Origin of the sequence: Pseudomonas bijieensis (genome assembly GCF_013347965.1) — a bacterium.
GTDB lineage: Bacteria > Pseudomonadota > Gammaproteobacteria > Pseudomonadales > Pseudomonadaceae > Aquipseudomonas > Aquipseudomonas bijieensis.
Genome location: NZ_CP048810.1, coordinates 3,245,672 through 3,265,558, shown reverse-complemented (window position 1 = coordinate 3,265,558; position 19,887 = coordinate 3,245,672). Strand labels below are relative to the sequence as shown.

Here is a 19,887-nt window from a genome sequence, read left to right as displayed (position 1 = left end):
TTACCTTCAACGCCGGGGCGTGAGTGCGTGAACACCCTATCCCCGGCGATTCGTAGATACTCATTACCTCAACTGCCCTCGCCGACAGCCAGAATGGTTGCCACCAAGGCCTGGGCACGGGGCACCAGCGTGTCCAGCTCCAGGTATTCACGATCGGTATGGACCTTGCCACCCACCGGCCCGAGGCCACACAGGGTGGGAATGCCCAGGCTGGCGGTGAATCCGGAGTCGGCGCAACCGCCGGTGAACTCGCCTTCGACGCTGAAGCCCAGCGCCAGCGCTTGTTGTTGGTAGATGCGCAGCAGCCGTTCGCTGTGATGGGCTTCCATCGGTAGAAAGGTCGTCGCTTCCTTGAGGATGGCGCTGGTGCCGATCAGTTCTTCTTCTGCAACGATGGCCAGGATTGCGCTAAGGATCTGGTCCCAGTGCTTGAGCTCGATGAAGCGCACGTCCAGCCGCGCGCAGGCGCTGGGCGCGACGGTGTTGCTGGACGTGCCACCGGATATCAGGCCAACGTTAGTGGTGATGCCTGCCGGGTAGTCGGTCAAGGCATGGAGCTTGACGATCTTGCGTGCCAGGGCCTCGATGGCGCTGGCGCCGTCGGCATGGTTGACCCCGGCATGCGCCGCGCGGCCGCTGACTTCGATGATCAGCGTGGCACCGCCTTTGCGTGCGCTGACCACGTTGCCGCTGGCCCGGCCGGGTTCGGTATTGAGCACGGCACGCGCGCCACGGGCGGCTTTTTCGATATGGGTTCTGGCGCTGCCGGAACCGATTTCTTCGTCACCGGTGTACAGAACCTGTACCGGATAGGGCAACTGACCGGCGCGTTTGAGAGCCTTGAGGGCGAAGCAATTGAGCACCAGGCCGCCTTTCATGTCGGCGACGCCGGGGCCATAGGCGAGGTCGGCGTCGCGGCTGTAGCCGCGAGTCGTGGTGGTGCCTTTGGGAAACACCGTGTCACGATGGCCGAGCAACAGCACCGGCTTTCCTGAGGCGCCCGGCACTTCGGCGAGCATCACGTCGCCAAAACCATCGACCGGCATGCGCTGGAGCAGGATGCCGTCGGCTTCCAGTTCAGCCGCGAGCAGCGCGCCCACAGCGTCGACGCCGGCCTTGTCATAGCTGTTGGAGTCGGTGTCGACGATGCGCTGTAGCAGCGCTTCCATGGCTGGGCGCTGGTCGGCAAGCCAGTCCAGCGCCTGTTGTGGACCGGTATTCATTGCGCTTGCTCCCGTAACTGATGTTCCTGGGTCAGGCGTGCCGCGTCGTTGCCCAGGTCCCAGAATAGCCCTGCCATGATTTGCAGGCTTTCCTTGACCACCGGTGCCAGCAAGTGCTCGTTCGGCGCATGTTGTGAGCAGGCCGGGTACGAGTGCGGCACCCACAGGGTTGGCAGGCCGAGCACGTCCGCGAACACATCGTTGGGCAGCGAGCCACCGAGGTTTGGCAGCAGCGCAGGTTTTTTGCCGGTGGTCTGGGCCAAGGAGCCGAGTGCCCAACTGACCCACGGGCTTTGCGGATCCAGCCGAGTGGCATGCATCACATCGATGCGGCTTTGCCTGACCTCGACATTGCTGAAGCCGTGAGCATCCAGGTGGGCACGAACAGCCGGGATAAAGGTCGTGTAGTCGCTGTTCACCACGAAGCGGATATGGCAGTGGGCATTGGCTTTACCCGGGATCGCATGCACGGGGGCGTCCGGGTTGCCGGTCTTGAAGGCGATGACGTCGAGGGTGTTCCAGCCGAACACTTTTTCGCTCAGCGACAGCTGCGGGTTACCCCAGTTGGCGTCGATTTCCGGATCGCCCGGCCCGCCACCCACGTCGATATCAGCCAGAGCCTGGCGAACCGGTTCCGGCAGTGTCTCGGGCTGCAGGCCTGCCACTTTCACCCGACCGTGTTCATCGACCATGCTCGCGATGGCATTGGCCAGGATGATGCCAGGGTTAGCCAGCAACCCGCCCCAGTTGCCAGAGTGATGGGCGCCCTCGCGCAAATTGACCACCAACTCGAAGTTGAACACCCCACGTGAGCCCAGAAAAATCGTCGGTCGTGATGCCGCCAGGCGCGGGCCGTCCGAGGCGATGAAAATATCCGCCGCGAGCTCTTTGCTGTGCGCAGCACAGAACGCATTCAAGCCCGGCGAGCCTTCTTCTTCGCCCATTTCCAGCAGCAGCTTGACGTTGAAACCCAGCTTGCCGTCGCGAGCCTTGAGCGTTTGTTCGAGCGCGGTCAGGTTGATCAGGTGCTGGCCTTTGTTATCCGCCGTGCCGCGGCCATACCAGCGATCGCCTTCGACCGTGACTTGCCACGGCGACAGGCCTTCACGCCATTGCGCCTCATAGCCGCGCACCACATCACCGTGGCCGTAGCTGAGCACGGTCGGCAGCGCTGGGTGCTCAATGCGTGTGGCGATCATGAAAGGGCCGCGCTCTGCCACCGGGTTGTCATAGATTTTGACGCTGAAGCCCATCGCCTCGACGTGGGGGGTGATGAAGTCATTGAGGTAGCGATACAACTCGGGCTGGCTGTCCGCTGCCTGGCTTTCGGTGGGCAAGGCGACGCTGCGTTCGAGCAGATTGAAAAATGCGCCGTTGTTAAATTGCTCTGTGGTGTTGCTGATGGCCAGTGAACGACTCATGAGTGGACAAGCTCCAGTGTTTGGGCAGGGTTGTCGTGAAGGTGGCAACGCACGTTGCCCCCGATAATCGAATCATTGGCCGGGTAGGCCGTTTTGCACGGTGCGAAGCAGCTCGGGCAGCGAGGATGGAAGGCGCAACCGGACGGCGGTGACATCGGATTGGGGAAAGTGCCGTGCAGGCCGATTTCGGGAATGCCCAGGCGCGGATCGGGCGTGAGCACCGAATCCAGCAAGGCGCGGGTATAAGGGTGGCCGGGTTTGGCGAACAACGATTCGCGAGTGCGCTCTTCGACGATGCGCCCCAGGTACATCACCGCGACTCGGTCGGCGAGGTGTTCGATGACCGCGAGATTGTGGCTGATCAGCAGGTAGGTCAGGCCGAATTCGCGCTTGAGGTCTTGCAGCAAGTTGAGAATCTGCGCCTGCACCGACACATCCAGTGCTGATGTGGGCTCGTCGCAAATCAACACATCGGGGCGCATGATCAGCGCCCGTGCGATCGCGACCCGCTGGCGTTGTCCGCCGGACAACTGGCTCGGGTAGCTGTCGATCACCCGCTTGGGCAGGCCGACCACATCGAGCATCTCTTCGGTCTTCTTGCGTCGCTCGGCAGGGTTGCCGATGTCATGCACGATCAGCGGTAGGGTAATGATTTCGCGCAGGGTCTTGCGCGGGTTCAGCGAGGAATACGGGTCCTGGAATATCGGCTGAATGTGCCGGGACATTTCCTTGCGATCAGTCGCCGCCAGATGTTTGCCATTGACCAGCACATCGCCGCTGGTAGGCGGCAACAGGCCGAGCAGGAGTTTTGCCAGGGTACTTTTTCCGCAACCGGACTCACCTACCAGACCGAGGGTCTCGCCCCGCATCAGGCGCAGGGAAACGCCATCCACGGCCTTCAGGGTGGCGGCGGGTTTGAAAAAGCCCTTGTTGATCCGAAACTCGCGACGGATGTCACACAGCTCCAAAGCGATGTCTTTTTTCATGACCATGCACTCTTCTGATGGCGAATCGGTGCTGGGTCCGGAGCGGCGAACAGGCAGCGCGCCATGTGTCCGTTCTGCTCGACTTCGGGGATGTCTTGCGCGCAGGCCGGTATCGCCTGAGCGCAACGATTGCGGAACGCGCAACCTTGCTGTTCGCCAACCAGGCTTGGCACCAGGCCTGGAATCGAACCCAGCGCCTCACCCGGTTTGGTCCGGCCTGGGATAGGGATACTGGCCAGTAGACCACGGGTGTACGGGTGCTGCGGGTTCTCGAACAGTTGCAGGGCAGGGGCCGTCTCGACGATTTCCCCGGCATACATCACGGCGACCCGATCGGCGATCCGTGCCACCAGCCCGAGGTCGTGGGTGATGAAGATCACCGCCAGGCCGAGTTCTTTCTGGATGTCGCGGATCAAACGCAGGATCTGCGCCTGGATGGTCACGTCCAATGCAGTGGTTGGCTCATCGGCGATGATCAGGTCCGGTTCGCACATCAACGCCATGGCAATGATCACCCGCTGGCGCAAGCCGCCCGAAAGCTGATGCGGATACTGACGCAAGCGCTCGGTGGCATTGCTGATACCGACTTTCTCCAGCATCTGCGCGGCGCGAGCCAGGGCATCCTTGCGGGACACCTTGCGATGCTGAATCAGCACTTCGCTGAGCTGATCGCCAATGCTGTAGGCCGGGTTCAGCGAGGTCATCGGTTCCTGGAAGATCATCGCCAGGCGGTTGCCGCGCAGGTCGCACATGCGCCGCTCGCTCTGGCCCAGCATGTCGATTCCGTCCAGGGTCAGCCGGGACGCAGTGCGTTTGGCCTTGCGTGGCAACAGGTCCATCAGCGCCAGCGAGGTCAAGGATTTGCCGCAGCCGGACTCACCGACGATGCACAACATTTCACCGCGCTCGACTTCAAAGTTCAGGCCGCGCACTGCATGCAGCATGTCATCCGGTGTCGGGCTGTTGCCCATGGGGATATCCACGCGCAGGTTTTCTACATGGAGTAGTGCCATGTTCGGTACCCTCTTTCAGTTACGGCCGTCGGGCAGAATCAGATCGCGCAGGCCATCGCCGACCAGGTTGATGCCCAGCACCAGAATCATCAGGGCGACACCGGGAATGGCGATGACCCACGGGGAAAAGAACATGTAGGGTTTGCCTTCGGCGATCATCAAACCCCAGGACGGTGTCGGCGGCTGCACACCCACGCCGAGGAATGACAACGCCGACTCCAGGAGGATCGCGTGGGCCATTTCCAGCGTCGCGACGACGATCAGCGCGCCGACCAGGTTGGGCAGGATTTCGCTGACCAGAATGCGCAGGGTCGAGCAGCCAAGCGCCTGGGCCGAGGCCACATATTCAGCATCGCGAATCTGTTGCACCGAAGCCCTGACTACCACCGCGAAGCGATCCCATAACAGGCAGCCGAGCAGCACGATCACCACTTTCAACGAGCCGCCCATCAGCGATGCCGAGGCCAGCGCGACCATCACGACCGGCATCGCCAGCCGAGTGGTGATCAGGTAGCTGATGAACGCATCGACCTTGCCGCCGTAGTAACCGGCCAACAGCCCCATGACGGTGCCGATAAAGCCGGAGATCAGCGCCGCCGCAATGCCGATGAACAGCGAGATACGTGCGCCGTAGAGCAGTCGCGACAGGTAGTCACGGCCCAGCTTGTCGGTTCCCAGGGGGTATTCCCAGGTGCCGTTGGCCATCCATGCCGGCGGTTTCATGCGTAGCATCACGTCTTGCGCATAAGGGTCGTAAGGTGCCAGCCACGGCGCGAACAGTGCACCCGCGAAGATGATCAGCAACAGCACCGCGCCGATGGCGAAACCCCGATGACGAAAGCTCTTGCCAAGTACTCGGCTCAGGCTGCTCGGTGGTGGCAGGTAGTCATTGATCGCGAGGGTCGTGGGAGTGCTCATGTAAACCTCCTAGCGCACGCGAATGCGCGGGTCGAGCAGTGCGTTGAGCACGTCGGCCAGCAAGGTGAGGATGATGTAGATCACCGCAATCAGCAGGACCACGGCCTGTACCACCGGAAAGTCATCACGGGCGATGGCGTCCCAGGCAAGCTGTCCGATGCCTTGCAGGGAGAACACGGTTTCGATCACGACCGAACCGCCGAGCATGAAGCCAAACTCCACCGCCGCCAGTGCGACGACCGGAATCAAGGCATTGCGCAGGGCATGCTTGAACAACACGCGGGCAGGGCGCAGGCCCTTGGCACGGGCGGTGCGGATGTAATCGGAGCTGAGCACATCAAGCATGCCCGCGCGCGTCAGGCGCATGATTGCCGGCGTCGCGTAGTAGCCCAAGGCAATGGCCGGCATGACGAAGTGCAGCATGGTCGAGTTACCGGACACCGGCAGCCACTTGAGCGTTACCGCAAACACCACGATCAACATCAGCGCAAACCAGAAACTGGGCATTGCCTGACCCAGCACCGCAATGCTCAAGGCCAGTCGGTCAACCCAGGTGTCGCGTTTGACCGCGGCCAGCACGCCCAGTGGAATTGCCACCAGCAAGGCGATACCCAGCGCCATGGCGCCTAGCCCGAGGGTAATCGGCAAGCGGCTGGCGACGAGGTTGTAGACCGATTCCTGAAAGAAAAAGGAGTTGCCCAGGTCCAGCTGCAACAAATCTCCCAGCCAGTTGAAGTACTGGGTCGGTAGCGGTTTGTTCAAACCGTACTGCACGCGGATCTGTTCGATCTGTTCGCTGGTGGCTTCCGGTCCGCCAATGGCAGTGGCCAGGTCGCCGGACAGGTGCAAAAGCGAAAAGCTGATCACCGACACGGTAATGGCAACGCAAATAGCGATGCCCAGACGGCGCAGAAGGAATCCAAGCATGGCAAGTTTCCTCGTATCCAATGGATAACAGGTGTGAGGACGTGTCCGTGGTGCGGCTTAATCCACACCACGGCACCTCTCGATCGATCCGCTCTGTTGCGGATTACTTCCAGCTGGACTGAACGAAACGCGGCAGCTCATCCGGGTACGACGTGAACGCGAGTTCGGAGGTGTAGGCGTAGTTCATCGAGTAGTTGAACAACGGCGCCCAGTACGCCTGTTCGCTGATGCGCTGCAGCGCCTTGCGGTAGTTGTCCTTGCGCAATTGCGGGTCGAGGGCGTTGTCAGCGGTCTGCAACCAGCTCTGGACTTGTGGGTCCTTGATGTTGTCGTCCGGATTGCCCTTGAACCAGGTGCCGGCCGACGCCGAAGTGTCGAGGATCGAGAACGAGCCCCAGGCCTGAAACGACATGGGCACCTTGCCGCCACGTTGCTGATCGCGCAGTGCGGCGTACTTCAAGTAGCGCAGCTTGGCGTTGATGCCCACGGCACGTAGGTTGCCGATGATGGCTTCGACGTAATCACGGTCGCGATAAGCGAAGATTTCTGTCTCGAAGCCATTTGGGTAACCGGCTTCGGCGAGCAGCGCCTTGGCTTTGGCCGGGTCGTAGTCGTAGACCGTGGCCGCGGTGGTATCGCAGCCGAACTGGCCTGGATAACAGGCAACCTGCAAGGGTTTGGCTTCGCCACCCACCATTTGCGTGGCCAGTGCATTGCGGTTGATCGCATGGTTGATGGCCTGACGCACCTTGAGGTTCTTCATCGGCGAGTTTTCAGTGGAGGTGCCCCGGGCATCGAGAATCAGGAAGCCGATGCGCATGGTTTCGCCGCTGGTCACGGTCAGGTTCGGCATACCTCTAAGGTCGACGGCCTGATCCGAGGTCACACGCCAAGTCCAGTCGACACCGTCGGTCATCAACTCGGCCAGGCGGGTTTCTGCATCCGGAATCACCCGGAACTTGAGGTGGCCGATATGGGGCTTGCCTTGAGGGCTGTCCGGAAAGTAGTCCTTGTTGATCTCCATGGTCACGCCTTCGCCAGCTACCACCGACGTCGCCTTATACGGCCCGGTACCCACTGGCTTGCGGCTGAATTCGGCCAGGCCGACCTTTTCGAAGTACTGCTTGGGGAACATCGGGACGGCGTTGGACAGGTATTCCAGCGCCGGAGGGAAAGGCTTCTTCAAATACAGGCGGACGCTGTAGTCACCGGTTTTTTCGGCGCTCTTGATCCAGTCTACGTTTTGCACGGTAACGACTTTCGCTTCGGGCGACACCACGTAATTGAGGGTGAACACCACGTCGTCGGCGGTGAAGGCGTCGCCGTTGTGAAATTTGACGCCTTTGCGCAGCTCAAAATCGATGGTGGTGTCGTCGACCTGTTTCCAACTGCTGGCCAGCATGGGTTTGTATTCGCCATTGCTGGGGTCGCGGTAGATCAGGTTGTCCCAGATCAGCCGGCCGAGAATCACACCTTCGCGTAAATCGTTGTGATAGGGGCTGATGTTTTCAGGTTCGCTGTCGGAAGCGTAAACCAGGGTGTCGTTGGCTTTACCGGCATGCGCCGGAAAACTGCTGATGAGGCCCAACAGCGCAATGCTGCAGGCGAAACCTTTGATGCCCATGCCGTCGTCTCCGTTGGCGAGAGTGGTTGAATCAAAGGGCAGCGAATCGCAAATGCGTAAAGGAGGGGGAGAAGCTCAGGTCATGTTTTTGGTCTAGACACGAATGTAGGGAAAGGCTATCAATGCCACAAGAATAATATTTCGATACTTGCGTTGCTGAAAAGGCAATCCTTGGGGGCGCCGATGCAGTTGTATGGTGTGCAGTCCACGGCACTGCGTTATTTCCTGGAGGTAGCGCGATGCGGATCGATCAGCGAAGCCTCCGTGCGCTTGAATGTCGCCGCGTCAGCGGTGAGCCGACAAATCGCCAAGCTTGAGTTGGCCCTGGATGCCAGTTTGTTTGAGCGTCGGGCCCGAGGCATGGTCCTTAGCGAGGCGGGGGCGCGATTGGCGGCCTATGCGCGCAAGTCGCAGCTTGAGGCCGAGCAGGTGGTGCTGGAAATTACCGAACTGCATGGCTTGCAGCGGGGTCATGTGCATGTGGCCTGTTCGGAAGGATTTGCTCTGGAATACATGCCCAGGAGCATCAGCGCGTTCAGGCGCGAGTATCAGGGCATTCATTTCACCTTGGAGGTCTGTGCACCTGCCGAAGCGACCGAGAAGGTGCGCTCCGGCGAAGCCGATCTGGCGATGACCTTCAGCCTGACGCCGCAAAAGGAAATCAAGGTCGAACATGTCCTGAGCGGGGCGATTTTTGCCGTGGTCGCCAATTCCCATCCCTTGGCCGGGCGTGAAGCGGTCAGCCTCGCAGAGTTACAACCCTGGCCCATTGCGTTACCCAAGGCCGACACGACGATACGGCAACTGTTCGATATCTGTTGCGGCGTACAGGGGTTGTTGTTCGACCCTGTGTTGACCACCAACTACGTTGCCGCGCTCTATAGCTTCGTCCGTGAAGAAGGCGTTATCAGCCTGGCCAGCGAGATGACCTTGCAAAAGCAGGTGGCGGACAAGGCCCTGCAATGCGTGCCGATCCTCGACGAAGGCATGCAGGCACGACGCATCGAACTGCAAAGCATGGCTGGCCGCAATTTACCGGCCGCGGTTTCTGCGTTCAGGGATTTTCTGATTGCTGATCTGGGGAAAGCGAAGCGTCGTTGAAAAGGCCTGGTAACTTGATGCTTCGGCCTGCTGGGCATATCCACGCAAGTACCGTTGAAGCCTCGAGCTCACTGAATTTCAGGCACAAAAAAAGACGTCCTGGATGTCTTTAGATGATGTAGTTGCCGATCCCTAACGCCAAGCTCCATGTAACTACCGACGATTCGGTGAATATTTTTTTATAACCTTATGTCTTAAGAGTATTGGTGCTTAGATTCTTCACGATGTACTAATCGCTTCGAAGCCAGGTTGGATCCAAAAACTCAGACCATTCCCTTGCCAGTCTGTCACAAAACTTGGAAAGCGCTCAGGACGGTGATCCATGGACGATCAGAAAATTTTGGATGAAGTGAAAGATTGGTTCACCAGTTGTTTGGGATGCGCGGCGGGTAGGCGAGAGTTTAGTAAGAATCGCTATATGCTGGCTATTGCTCGAACCGCGCAAGAGGCCAGGGATAGCTTTGAGGCTTATGTACGAGCGCTCGAGGCCAGGGAGGCAGTAGCTTGTCTAATCATCTGCCCGACCACCAGCGCAGAGCAAAGCACGTACAGCGTGGCTCAAGAAGTTCGACGTCTGTCTGCCCTGTTCAGTCCGCTCAGTGAGTTCTCTGCCGAAGAGTTGGCGACGGGCCGTGCTCTAAACAAAAAGCTCTATCTGACGTGTCCGGTCACCAACGTTAAAGTGTTGTTCGAAGACTTTGATGCGGTTGCATTTTGTCCACAGTCAGATGATCTGGATGACGAACTTTATGACCCTTTGATGTCAGCACCGATTCCAGCGGTCAACTTCAACTCCGATGTGTATGCCTTTTCAATATTCTGCCGTGACATGAGCCTGCAGAAGTTCAAACGCGAGGTGTATGAGTTGACCTCGACAGAGCGCGGTCAGCTCTACGAGGTGGTGTTACATGGTTGGCAGCGTATTGCTGAGAAGACTCTGGGCAATTACATCAATATGACTGACGTTGAAAAGTGTCCGGTCTACTTGCATGACAACAATCAATACTGGTTCGCCAATCATCAGGACCCGGCGTTTGCAGAGTCGGTAAAGGCATTGTATCGACACGATATGCCGTTGATTTACGTGCCCAAGATATTTTGCGAATGGGAGCAGTATTTCGGCACCGGGCGTCTACCGGATTTCAGCGAGACCGCCACCCCTGGCAGCCAACACCTGGACGCAACTGAGTCCACTCTAGAGGCCATTTGAAATGAGCAAGGAAGCGAGTTTTTCGGGCAAAAAACTGGTGTTTATCGGCTTCGGCTCGATCACCAAAGCGACCATCGGGCTGCTTGTCCGCGCGCGCGCATTCAATCTCTCATCGGTTGTGGTCATCGCTCCGCAGATAGAGCAACACCAGCCGTTCGTCGACCTGGGGGTAAGTTTTATCGACGTGGCGTTGACGCCCGAGAATCTTGGCCACGTGTTGCGCGATGTGGTCCAGCCAGGTGATTTCATCGTCAACCTGTCGGTCAATGTGAGCAGCGCTGATCTGATCAGGTTTGCCCATGCGCAAGGCGCGTTGTATCTCGATACCTGCATCGAACCCTGGGAGGGCACCTACAACGAACCCACTCTGACCACCTCGCAGCGTTCCAATTACGCGTTGCGCGACCAGTTGCTGGCCCTTGGAGACGAACTCGGGCCAGGCCCTACGGCAGTCGTGACTCACGGCGCGAACCCGGGCCTGGTCTCGCATTTCGTCAAATCGGCCTTGCTGCAACTCGCTGCGAAACTCGGCGTGGCCGTGCCTGAGGCCCAGGGTCGCTTGGCCTGGGGCGAACTGGCGATGGCGCTGAACGTAAAGGTGATACACATCGCTGAACGCGACACTCAGCGCTCGTCACGCATCAAGTCTGATGACGAGTTCGTCAACACCTGGTCCGTCGACGGGTTCGTCAGCGAAGCCGGACAGCCCGCGGAACTGGGCTGGGGTTCCCACGAGAAAACCTGGCCGCCCTTCGCTCGCCATCACCCGTTCGGCTCAAATAACGCAATCTACCTCGAGCGCCCCGGTGCCTCGGTGCCAGTGAAAACCTGGACCCCCAACGGCGGCCCCTGCACTGGCCTGCTGATCACCCACAACGAAGCCATTTCGCTTCCCGACTTTTTGACGGTCAAGGATGGCAGCGTGCTGCTGTACCGGCCAACTGTGCATTACGCCTACCACCCTTGCGACGATGCCCTACTGTCGGTGCACGAGTATGTAGGAAGGGGCTGGAAGCTCCAGGACAGTAAGCGGATCATGAACGATGAGATTGCCCCAGGTGGTGTCGACGCGCTCGGCGTGTTGCTTATGGGGCACGCCCTCAACGCCTATTGGTACGGTTCGATCCTGAGCATCGACGAGGCGCGGCAGATTGCCCCCTTCAACACGGCCACCAGCCTGCAAGTGGCTGCCGGTGTGTACTCGGGCATTATCTGGGCCATCGAAAACCCCGACCGCGGGATCGTCGAGCCGGAACAGATGGATCATCGTCGGGTGCTGGAAATTGCTCTACCCTTCCTCGGAAGTCTCGAAGGCATCCAGACCGACTGGACGCCTCTGGACACCATTAATGCTCTATTCCACAAGCCCGAAGGTGAGCTCTGCCCGTGGCAGTTCGAACACTTTACCGCTGTCTAGCCAAGGTCGGTCACGAATGGAAAATGCCAGTATTGAGTACACCGACAAACGACGCTGGTTTGCGCTCACCAAGATAAACACTCTCTCGGCCCTGTCGCAGATCGTGCAGATTGGTACCGTCACTCCGCTGCTCTCGCTTTCGCTGGAGCAACAAGGCGTCGAGCCGGCAAAGATCGGGGTGATTGTCAGTGCCTCATGGTTGGCGATCCTGTTGCTCTACAAATGGGTTCCGCGTTTGCTGGCCCGTCTGGGGCTCGTCAAGACGAATATCCTCAGCGCAGCGCTGACGATTGCTGCGCTGATCGGTATGACTTTGACTTCCCATTTGGTACTGATTTTTTTGCTGAACTTCGTGCTCGGTATTGGCTTGATCCTGCGCTGGATTGCCTGCGATACGTGGATCGTCGCGGTCGCCTCGAAAGACGAGCGCGGGCGTGCGATCGGAGTTCATGAGACCTTGATGGGCCTGGGTATTGCTGTTGGCCCGCTGCTGTTGGTTGTGTTCGGCGTCGGGAGTGCCGCGCCTTACTACGCCTGTGCCGTGATCGTGTTGTTATCCGGCGCGCTGGCCTTGACCCTCAAGGACTACGATACGCGACCGCAAACCCCGGCGGAAAAACGCCATGGCAAGTTGTTCAGCGTCATCCCCACGGCGCTGTGTGGCGCGTTTATCGCAGGCTTTTCGGAAACCTCCTCCGTATCGTTCCTTGCAGGCTACAGCCTCTCGGCCGGTTATCTGTTGACCGCCGCCACCCTGCTGATATCGGTGTTCGGCATTGGCGGCACCGTCCTGCAACTGCCAATCGGCTGGATGGCCGACCGCAGTTCGTACAAAGTCGGCCAATTAGTCTGCGGCTTGATACTGTTGTTGGGCACCTTGGCCATTCCGTTCAGCCAGCCGCTTCCTTGGTTGGCGACGATTATCGTGTTCCTGTGGGGCGGCGCCATTGGCGGCATGAACACCCTGGCAGTGATCGAGGCGGGAGACCGGGTTGGAGAACATCAAGTGTCCACCGCCATGACGGCCATTGCGATGTTCTACACCTTGGGTAGCGTATTGGGCCCCATTGCCACGGGGGCCACAGTGTCCTACATCAGCGAGCATGGATTGATGATCTCGGTGGGGATCGTCGGTGCGGTTTTCATTGCAATGTTGATTTTGCGTAGAGCCCCCATGCAAGAGTGAATTGCGCCAGTGCTTTTGTTTGGCACCGTATCTCTCTTGTGCCCCTCGCTGGAAAGCCTCCAGTAGCGCTGAAAGCCCCGTATTTACTGGATTTCAGGCACAAAAAAAGACGTCCGTGGACGTCTTTAGATGATGAAGTGGTGAGCCGGGGGGATTTGAACCCGCATCCAGCCCTTGCAGTTTGTGGCTTACAGCCTGATTGCTGGCATATTGCTGTCATTGTGAGAGTATGGTCGATCAGCATACCCAAGGATGAAAACCCGAATGCCACCTCCACGGATTACGCAAAAATTCATCGACAACCAGTCAGACGCATTCATCAAGGACCTGCATCGGGCGATTAGTCTTTACGAAAAAATCTGCGTGAACGGTTACGTGCTGGCTAATGACGGTATTGCAACGCGCAGGATAAGCCAGCCTGATTCAAGAGATATGACACAATTTATTTTCTTTGAGATTGCAGCCAAGTTTGAAGATTTCGCCAAGGTGATGTTTCAGTCGGAAGTTCGGTTTCTGCTTAAAGTAACTCGCGCTCAAGCTGATTTCGTGATGGGCGATGCTGACAATGGAATGAATGGGAAGATGGGATGGGGCACACCGGCCATGCTGACTCAGCGAGGGAAAAATCTCTTTGGTGCAGAATCTTTTTTTGGGGCTTTAGGAAACCACATAGGGCCAATAGCCTATAAAGCCTTAATGGATGCCCACACTGTAAGGAATCGACTCGCTCACAGTGGAGGCAGCGCCCAGACTAAGTTTGTGAAGCTCCTAGAAGGTTGTGGTATTTCGATTAATGAACGGCAGGGTATGGCTGTAGGACGTTTTTTAAAGGACTACCCAAAAAAGAAGCCCGCCGGAGAGAAAAACTTCCACGCCTACATTGCTGCATATGAGACGTTTGCTGCGAAAGCCAAAACTGAGCTAATCAGCCGTCCTGCTTAGTCTGCGTCTTGTCGAAAGTCTCAGCATGGGATAGTGAGTTGTCGACTCTATCCCAAAGAGATTCAGCTTTGCTTCCGGCATTTTGATCTGCCGACGGCATCCATCGACCATAAACTCGCGCAATCATCGTCCAATCGGTATGTCCCATTTGCTTGGCCACCCACATTGGATGCTCACCCGCAGAAAGCATCATCGAGGCATAGGTGTGTCGGGTCTGGTACGGTCGCCGGTACCGAACACCGGCCTTCTTCATCGCCGGCACCCACATCGTTTTCCTAATCGGCCCGTCACCCGCCCAGCGCTCCAGCGTGCGCGGGTTCTGAAAGACTTCGGCGTCAGCCAGGAAAGTGCACGCCTTCTGAGCTTTCAGCGCCTCCATAGCCGGCCTGAGCAGCTTCACACTGCGACGCCCAGCAGCTGTCTTCGTTGTCTCGGCTTTGCCGCGTGAAGCCTGGGTCATTGCCCGGCTCACCGTCACCTCTTCGCGCAACCAGTCGATGTCACCCCAGTCGAGTGCAACCAATTCACTGGTTCGCAGGCCGGTCCACAACGCGAACTGCATCATGTTACGCGTCTGGCCGGAGAGGGCACCCAGCACTGCCTCTTGCTCCTCCGGGCTGAACGGGTCTACGTCATCCTCTTTCGGTGGTGCCGCCTTGCGGGAGTAAGTCCAGCCGGCGAGCGGGTTCAGTTCGATCAACTCTTCCTCGGTTGCGTCATTTAGCGCAGACCGCAGGCAGCTTTGGATGTTGCTGAGCGTCTTGTTGCTCACCTCAAGTGTGTCGAGCCAGTCGCGTACGGACTTACGTTTCAGGTCTACCAGCATGGTGTCACCCAGGGCGGGGATCAGGCGAAGCGTAACCAGCTTTCGATAGCCATCGAAGGTGCTGCTTGCAATGTGTTTTTCCTTAGATGCTAACCACCTAGTCAGAAAGCCGGTGATAGTTTCGCGGGAAGCCTCAGGCGCAAACTTCGCAGCCCGAGCAGATCTGGGAAACGTCACCGAGTAGTCAAAGGTACCGATTGATATTGCGTGCTCGATCGCCGCCTTGTGCTGCTCGGCCTTCTTCAGATTAGTGGCGGTGGGCTTGAGTGTGATCCGCTCACGGCACCTGACGCCCCGATACATGAACGTGATTTCGATACTCGTATCGGAGACCGCCCGAACTCCCCTCCCGCCTCTACCCATGATTCATATCCCTCCACATCGAGAAGCGTCCGGCCATCCGGCGCCTTGATCCATATTTCACCGAGCCGCCAGATACCATCACGGATCTTTGAGCGGATTGCGTCCTCTGTGTAGCCAGACTCGCTGGCGAATTTCCTGACGGTCACGTAGCGCATCTGACGTTATTCCTGACTGATCAGGGTTTGTGATTTCTTGGAGTTGTCCTGCTTGTGCAAGCAGCGGCTAACTATGTTTTGGTTCATTCCCGAGTCCCTTTAGCTACTTGGATACAGCCTATGGGCGGCGGCCAGGCGTGTGTTTCGTTTTCAAGCAACAAAAGCGACGGAAATCAAAAAGCGGAAATTCCCTGCCAGGGGATGAGTCCCGGCAACGTCATGCGAGTTAGGCAGCTACGTAAAGCTCTAGAGTCATCTCACGTCTACTGCAGTCTTTTCTGCTCGTATGCGATGCGGTTCATTACGCAGACTGGAATTGCGAACCCTTGGATATTTGTTTTGAGGGTTTCGCAACCGTCTTCGACGATTCCGCAGGGCACTCCCCGCAGGAAACGCATTCCCCTCCCGGTATAATTGCGCAGGATGATTTCCCAAGACTCGTCGTTGTAATAGAACCCCATGATCTCAGCCCAGTTGGCCGCAACGCCTCTCCCAACAATGCCTTCAGGCTTCAGGCAGAAAATTTCTACATGGTTTTCCTGTGTGACAGGTACGGCGTAAATCCGGCCATTCGGCGCTATAGGCGGGAAAGTCTGTCCATTACCGAGGTGACGAAATTCCATGGTGGTGCTCCGCATGCATGAGGTTGCATGACACGCTATGCCAGGCTTTGGAAATCCCAAGCCGGCCAAGTTCACAGGCTTATGCCGTTGGGTTTCCTGAAAGCTTTCGTAATCTGTGGCAATCAAAACAGGGAGTAGCGCCATGGGTAACAGATCAACAGCGATCCGAATCGGTTTGCTAGCAGCGACAGTAGCTCTTCTGGTTGGGTGCTCTGGCACTCCGGGGGCTAGAACGGTGCAGCTTCCTGAACCGAAGGATGTTCCGAGGGCTAAATGGTCGGATGCAATGCATGTTCTGATCGCCATGGGGATTTCAGGGCAGCGTGACGTTCCAATCGAGCTGGCAGGGGTGGTTGAAGGGACGAGCCCAGCCAGGGGCTTTGGAGGAGGGCTCGGGGACGCTGGGTTAAGCGCGGTTAGCTTTGCGTCTCCACCTACAGGCCTGAGTGGTGGCGCAGCAGCGGGAATTGGCATGGGTTTGATGTTGTTGGGTGGGACGAGTAATCCGGCGCGCGCAACCCAGGTTGTCGCGTGGGTGCCCGCGCACCAGGCAAGCTCGCCGGAGGAGGCATCTGCTCTTGTATTGCGTAAGGTCGAAGAGGCCCGTAAGAAGGTCTTTACCAATGGCTTATCGAAGCTGCTAATGCAGACAGGTAAATATCCTGATGGCCATTCCCGCGGCTATGCCTCCCTGACAGATAGCTACGCGGAGAAGCCGATTCCATATAGTGATGAGATTGCTAAATCGCCGAGTTTTCTGAGATCGCCTTTCAGCTACGGGCCGATCTTCATTCGTAACAACCAGTTCACCCTTGATGCCTACAAGAACGACATGACGACTTCGGAAGCCATGCTGCTTGCATCGCAACACCTGCCAGAGTGGATCTACATCTACCACCCTGGACAGCGGCTGAGAAAAAACTCGATCCCTGCAGCAATCTTCAATCAGGGCAGGGCACTCTACTTTGTAGGGAAGTAGATCTGCTGGACTGTATCGCCGTGGGTTTTCGCAAACCTGCGGCGATTTATTGGGTATGCCTGAGCTGATACGCGCATATTTTCGCATATCTTAGCTTTTCTCTTGATAAGTAACACCCAAAGTGCAACAGTGTTAGTAGAACGCCCTAACTGATACAGGCACTCATGATGTTCATTCGCGCATACCTCCGAGCCTCCACCGACGAGCAAGACGCCGGCCGCGCCCGCGCCTCGCTCGAGCAGTTCGCCAGCGACCACAACAAGGTCATCGCCAGCGTGTACCTGGAGAACGCCAGCGGCGCCACCGCCGACCGTCCGGAGCTGCTGCGCCTGCTGAAAGATGCGCGCAAGGGCGACGTTCTGCTGGTGGAATCGATAGACCGTCTCTCCCGCCTGCCGGTAGAAGACTGGCAAAAGCTCAAGGCCGCTATCGACTCCAAGGGCCTACGCATCGTCGCGCTCGACCTGCCGACCAGCCACCAGGGAATGCAGGACACCAAGGGCGACGAGTTCACCGGGCGGATGCTTGGGGCCATCAACTCGATGCTGGTGGAAATGATGGCCGCGATCGCGCGCAAGGATTACGAGCAGCGCCGCGACCGCCAGGCCCAGGGCATCGAGAAAGCCAAGGCGGCAGGCAAGTACCAGGGGCGCCCGGTGGACGCCGATCTGCACAAGCGCGTGGCCGAGCTGCTCGGCGCCGGCCTGGGGATTCGCGCAACGGCACGGCACGCCAACTGCTCGACCACCACCGTATTGCGAATTCGGGACTCTGCCCGATCCTAAATCGACCCTTAACAGCCCACCCTGTAACGCCTAGTGATAGGCCACGGAGAAATGCGGAAAGGCAGCTTCGCAGCCGGAATAAGGCCAAATGCGACACCTACTTCGCCCGTCATTCGATTGATCAAAGCAGCTTGGTTGTCCGGACCGATAGAATCCCACCAAATAGGAGATACATGCACGTTTTCAAAATTATCGAATAGGTACGAAACAACTTTTGCAGATATATCCGCGTCCTTAACGCGCTCAAGGCTCTCGATGAGAGGAATGCAGGTCTCATCATCATCAGGCAGCCAAGTGAATACGATTTGCCCCTTATCGCCGCCGTAGAACGATGTAACGCTCATCATATTTGGGATCAGACCTACGTCAGCCATATCCTGCAGGTGCTGACCCTCAAAATCTTTATCTGGTGCATAGGTAGCGCTGCACATTACTGGCGGGGCGTTTTCCAGCTCAATCACGTAGGAGCGGACGCCAGCAAAGTCAGAGCTAAGCAGATGTTTTTCAAAGCGCGGCTTGTGGTGATTGATGTCGCGCAATGCGGCTCTTATCCCTGCACCGTGTAGGAAGGCGAACGCTTGAATTTCGAATTGTTGATCCGGTGTTTTTCCTCGATCCATTTCCTTATGCAGCACGCTCTGATCGGCGGCTGCTCGCTTTGTGTAAATTTCTCTGGCGTAGGCCCTATAGGCAAGCAAAAAGCACTGTTCTTGAGTGCCGAAAAATTTCTCTTTTTCAACAGGCCCAAATAGCTCATCGTCGTGCTTGGAGCAGAATCCAGTGAAAGTAGAAGCCTTCCGCACGCCCACTCTTTCGGGATGCAAGATCCCTTTGTATTTGATCAAACTTTCCAATGTCGGAATGAATGTGAGTACGTGGCCCTCATCGGCGATCTGATTGAGGCTTCCCGAACGGGGCACTGTATGAGCAGAAACGATCGTACTTGTGCACTGATCATGGAATGAGTCAGGAGCAGAGCAAAGCCGCTTAGAGAAGCTTTTCCGGTGCGCAGAGCTTATGTCCCAGGACTTGAGGGGATCAGCAGCGGCGCGTCCCAAATGACAACGCTTGAATTTCTTCCCCGAACCACACCAGCACAGCTCATTTCTACCCATGTTCATAAAGCCTCCTGTTTATGGCGACTATTACAACCACAAAAAAACCCCGCAAGGCTGACCTATGCGGGGTTTATTTTCGCCTCTTGCTGCCACCCTGCTGTCACCAAAAATGATGCTATCGGGAATATGGCTTAAGAGGCCCGTAATATATGGTGTCCCAGGGCCGGTTCGAACGGCCAACCTTCCCCTTAGGAGGGGCAAAACTTCGGTGCCTACAAAAGGTCGGCCTGAAAAGGGGCTGCATCAGCGCGTTGGTGAGCTGCTCGGCGTTGGCCTGACAGCTCGCCATGCAGTGTGCAGTACCACCACAGGGCTTAAAATCCGTGATCAAATGACCAAGTAGCGACGCAGTTTTACGCGCTGTCGAGTAGCAGTGACACCCGTACGAATTCTACCCAGGCTGTATTCGCCGCCTGGGTAGCCAAGGGTGAACCGGCTCGTTTAACGGCCCAGGCGACGGCGCAGGGCTCGAATCATCCTGGCGCGCATGAAAACGGTTGCGACTGACACCGCAAGCGCTATACCGCCCGCCAGTTCGCCGAAACGGACGAACGCAACGATGTTCACCAGGGCTAGAACCATAAGGCCGTAGAACTCGGCATTGGCCTTGCCGGCAGCCAGGGCCTGATGTTCGGTGAGCATCCACTTCGGCGACAGGCAGAAGGGGCATACGGACGACTGCGGGTCATGGCCGCCCACGGGTACTCCGCTGATGTAGAACGGCGCGCTGGTGATCACCTTTGGAACCATCATCTTCTTGCAGCACTGGCACTCAACTTTGCTCATGGCGTGAACCTGCTGGACTTGGCACATGCCTGAACATTACCCGAGCGCTGGTGAATCCCAAGCCACCGCCATGCGGGCCTGCAGGTGCCTGCAAGGTCAGTCGGTGTGATGTTTTTTATCGAGATGATCCGCGACCTTGTAGCCAATCACCGCCGCCAATCCCAACGTGCCGATTACGCCAATGAGCGCGTAAACCAGTAGCTCAATCGCGTCCATGTCTTGCTCCTTCTGGGCTGAAAATTTGCACAGAATCCAGCTTCTCACCTGCAGTGCCAATCCCAAGG

General features: G+C 57.7%; 18 protein-coding genes. 7 read left to right on the top strand and 11 right to left on the bottom strand.

The window, feature by feature from the left end; translation table 11 throughout:
- Nucleotides 1-68: 68 nt before the first annotated feature.
- From GN234_RS14335 to GN234_RS14305, 7 genes are all read right to left on the bottom strand, one after another.
- Nucleotides 69-1,223, bottom strand: coding sequence for a M20 family metallopeptidase (locus GN234_RS14335; RefSeq protein WP_176688655.1), 1,155 nt, complete (start codon nt 1,221-1,223; stop codon nt 69-71).
- Nucleotides 1,220-2,644 carry a M20 family metallopeptidase gene (locus GN234_RS14330; RefSeq protein WP_176688654.1) on the bottom strand — a complete coding sequence of 475 codons (1,425 nt, stop codon included), beginning with the start codon at nt 2,642-2,644 and terminating at the stop codon, nt 1,220-1,222. The genes GN234_RS14335 and GN234_RS14330 overlap by 4 nt, the downstream gene beginning before the upstream one ends.
- On the bottom strand, nt 2,641-3,630 hold the full coding sequence (locus GN234_RS14325; RefSeq protein ID WP_109753716.1) for an ABC transporter ATP-binding protein: 990 nt from the start codon (nt 3,628-3,630) through the stop codon (nt 2,641-2,643). Before GN234_RS14325 ends, GN234_RS14330 begins: the two co-directional genes overlap by 4 nt.
- Entirely contained in the window at nt 3,627-4,643 is a 1,017-nt protein-coding gene (locus GN234_RS14320; RefSeq protein ID WP_109753453.1) for an ABC transporter ATP-binding protein, read from the bottom strand. The genes GN234_RS14325 and GN234_RS14320 overlap by 4 nt, the downstream gene beginning before the upstream one ends.
- Nucleotides 4,644-4,658: 15 nt before the next feature.
- Nucleotides 4,659-5,561, bottom strand: coding sequence for an ABC transporter permease (locus tag GN234_RS14315; RefSeq protein ID WP_109753454.1), 903 nt, complete (start codon nt 5,559-5,561; stop codon nt 4,659-4,661).
- 9 nt (nt 5,562-5,570) lie between these two features.
- Nucleotides 5,571-6,488 (bottom strand): ABC transporter permease, encoded by a 918-nt coding sequence (locus tag GN234_RS14310; RefSeq protein ID WP_116834141.1) that lies wholly within the window; start codon nt 6,486-6,488, stop codon nt 5,571-5,573.
- A gap of 103 nt (nt 6,489-6,591) precedes the next feature.
- Complete coding sequence (locus tag GN234_RS14305; RefSeq protein WP_109753456.1) at nt 6,592-8,112, bottom strand: ABC transporter substrate-binding protein; 1,521 nt, start codon at nt 8,110-8,112, stop codon at nt 6,592-6,594.
- 183 nt (nt 8,113-8,295) lie between these two features.
- Between GN234_RS14305 and GN234_RS14300 the strand changes: the two genes are divergently transcribed.
- From GN234_RS14300 to GN234_RS14280, 5 genes are all read left to right on the top strand, one after another.
- On the top strand, nt 8,296-9,213 hold the full coding sequence (locus tag GN234_RS14300) for a LysR substrate-binding domain-containing protein (RefSeq protein ID WP_025569579.1): 918 nt from the start codon (nt 8,296-8,298) through the stop codon (nt 9,211-9,213).
- Nucleotides 9,214-9,535: 322 nt separating this feature from the next.
- On the top strand, nt 9,536-10,423 hold the full coding sequence (locus GN234_RS14295) for a hypothetical protein (protein ID WP_176688653.1): 888 nt from the start codon (nt 9,536-9,538) through the stop codon (nt 10,421-10,423).
- A gap of 1 nt (nt 10,424) precedes the next feature.
- Nucleotides 10,425-11,840 carry a saccharopine dehydrogenase C-terminal domain-containing protein gene (locus GN234_RS14290; protein ID WP_109753458.1) on the top strand — a complete coding sequence of 472 codons (1,416 nt, stop codon included), beginning with the start codon at nt 10,425-10,427 and terminating at the stop codon, nt 11,838-11,840.
- Nucleotides 11,841-11,856: 16 nt separating this feature from the next.
- The gene (locus GN234_RS14285; protein ID WP_176688652.1) at nt 11,857-13,026 is read left to right on the top strand and encodes an MFS transporter; all 1,170 of its coding nucleotides are present in this window, start codon (nt 11,857-11,859) and stop codon (nt 13,024-13,026) included.
- A 264-nt stretch (nt 13,027-13,290) separates the two neighbouring features.
- Nucleotides 13,291-13,968: a hypothetical protein gene (locus tag GN234_RS14280; RefSeq protein ID WP_176688651.1), complete on the top strand. Its 678-nt coding sequence runs from the start codon at nt 13,291-13,293 to the stop codon at nt 13,966-13,968.
- Here the strand turns inward: GN234_RS14280 and GN234_RS14275 are convergent.
- Both GN234_RS14275 and GN234_RS14270 read right to left on the bottom strand, forming a co-directional pair.
- Nucleotides 13,952-15,157 carry an Arm DNA-binding domain-containing protein gene (locus GN234_RS14275; protein WP_176688650.1) on the bottom strand — a complete coding sequence of 402 codons (1,206 nt, stop codon included), beginning with the start codon at nt 15,155-15,157 and terminating at the stop codon, nt 13,952-13,954. The two genes, GN234_RS14280 and GN234_RS14275, sit on opposite strands and share 17 nt — an antisense overlap.
- Nucleotides 15,158-15,575: 418 nt before the next feature.
- Nucleotides 15,576-15,935, bottom strand: coding sequence for a hypothetical protein (locus GN234_RS14270; protein WP_176688649.1), 360 nt, complete (start codon nt 15,933-15,935; stop codon nt 15,576-15,578).
- A gap of 286 nt (nt 15,936-16,221) precedes the next feature.
- Between GN234_RS14270 and GN234_RS14265 the strand changes: the two genes are divergently transcribed.
- Nucleotides 16,222-16,914 (top strand): hypothetical protein, encoded by a 693-nt coding sequence (locus GN234_RS14265; protein ID WP_176688648.1) that lies wholly within the window; start codon nt 16,222-16,224, stop codon nt 16,912-16,914.
- A 167-nt stretch (nt 16,915-17,081) separates the two neighbouring features.
- On the top strand, nt 17,082-17,699 hold the full coding sequence (locus GN234_RS14260; RefSeq protein ID WP_176688647.1) for a recombinase family protein: 618 nt from the start codon (nt 17,082-17,084) through the stop codon (nt 17,697-17,699).
- An 8-nt stretch (nt 17,700-17,707) separates the two neighbouring features.
- On the opposite strand, the gene GN234_RS14255 is transcribed toward GN234_RS14260, so the two are convergent.
- Nucleotides 17,708-18,820, bottom strand: coding sequence for a YecA family protein (locus GN234_RS14255; protein ID WP_176688646.1), 1,113 nt, complete (start codon nt 18,818-18,820; stop codon nt 17,708-17,710).
- A gap of 438 nt (nt 18,821-19,258) precedes the next feature.
- Complete coding sequence (locus GN234_RS14250; protein WP_056784998.1) at nt 19,259-19,603, bottom strand: hypothetical protein; 345 nt, start codon at nt 19,601-19,603, stop codon at nt 19,259-19,261.
- Nucleotides 19,604-19,887: the final 284 nt, after the last annotated feature.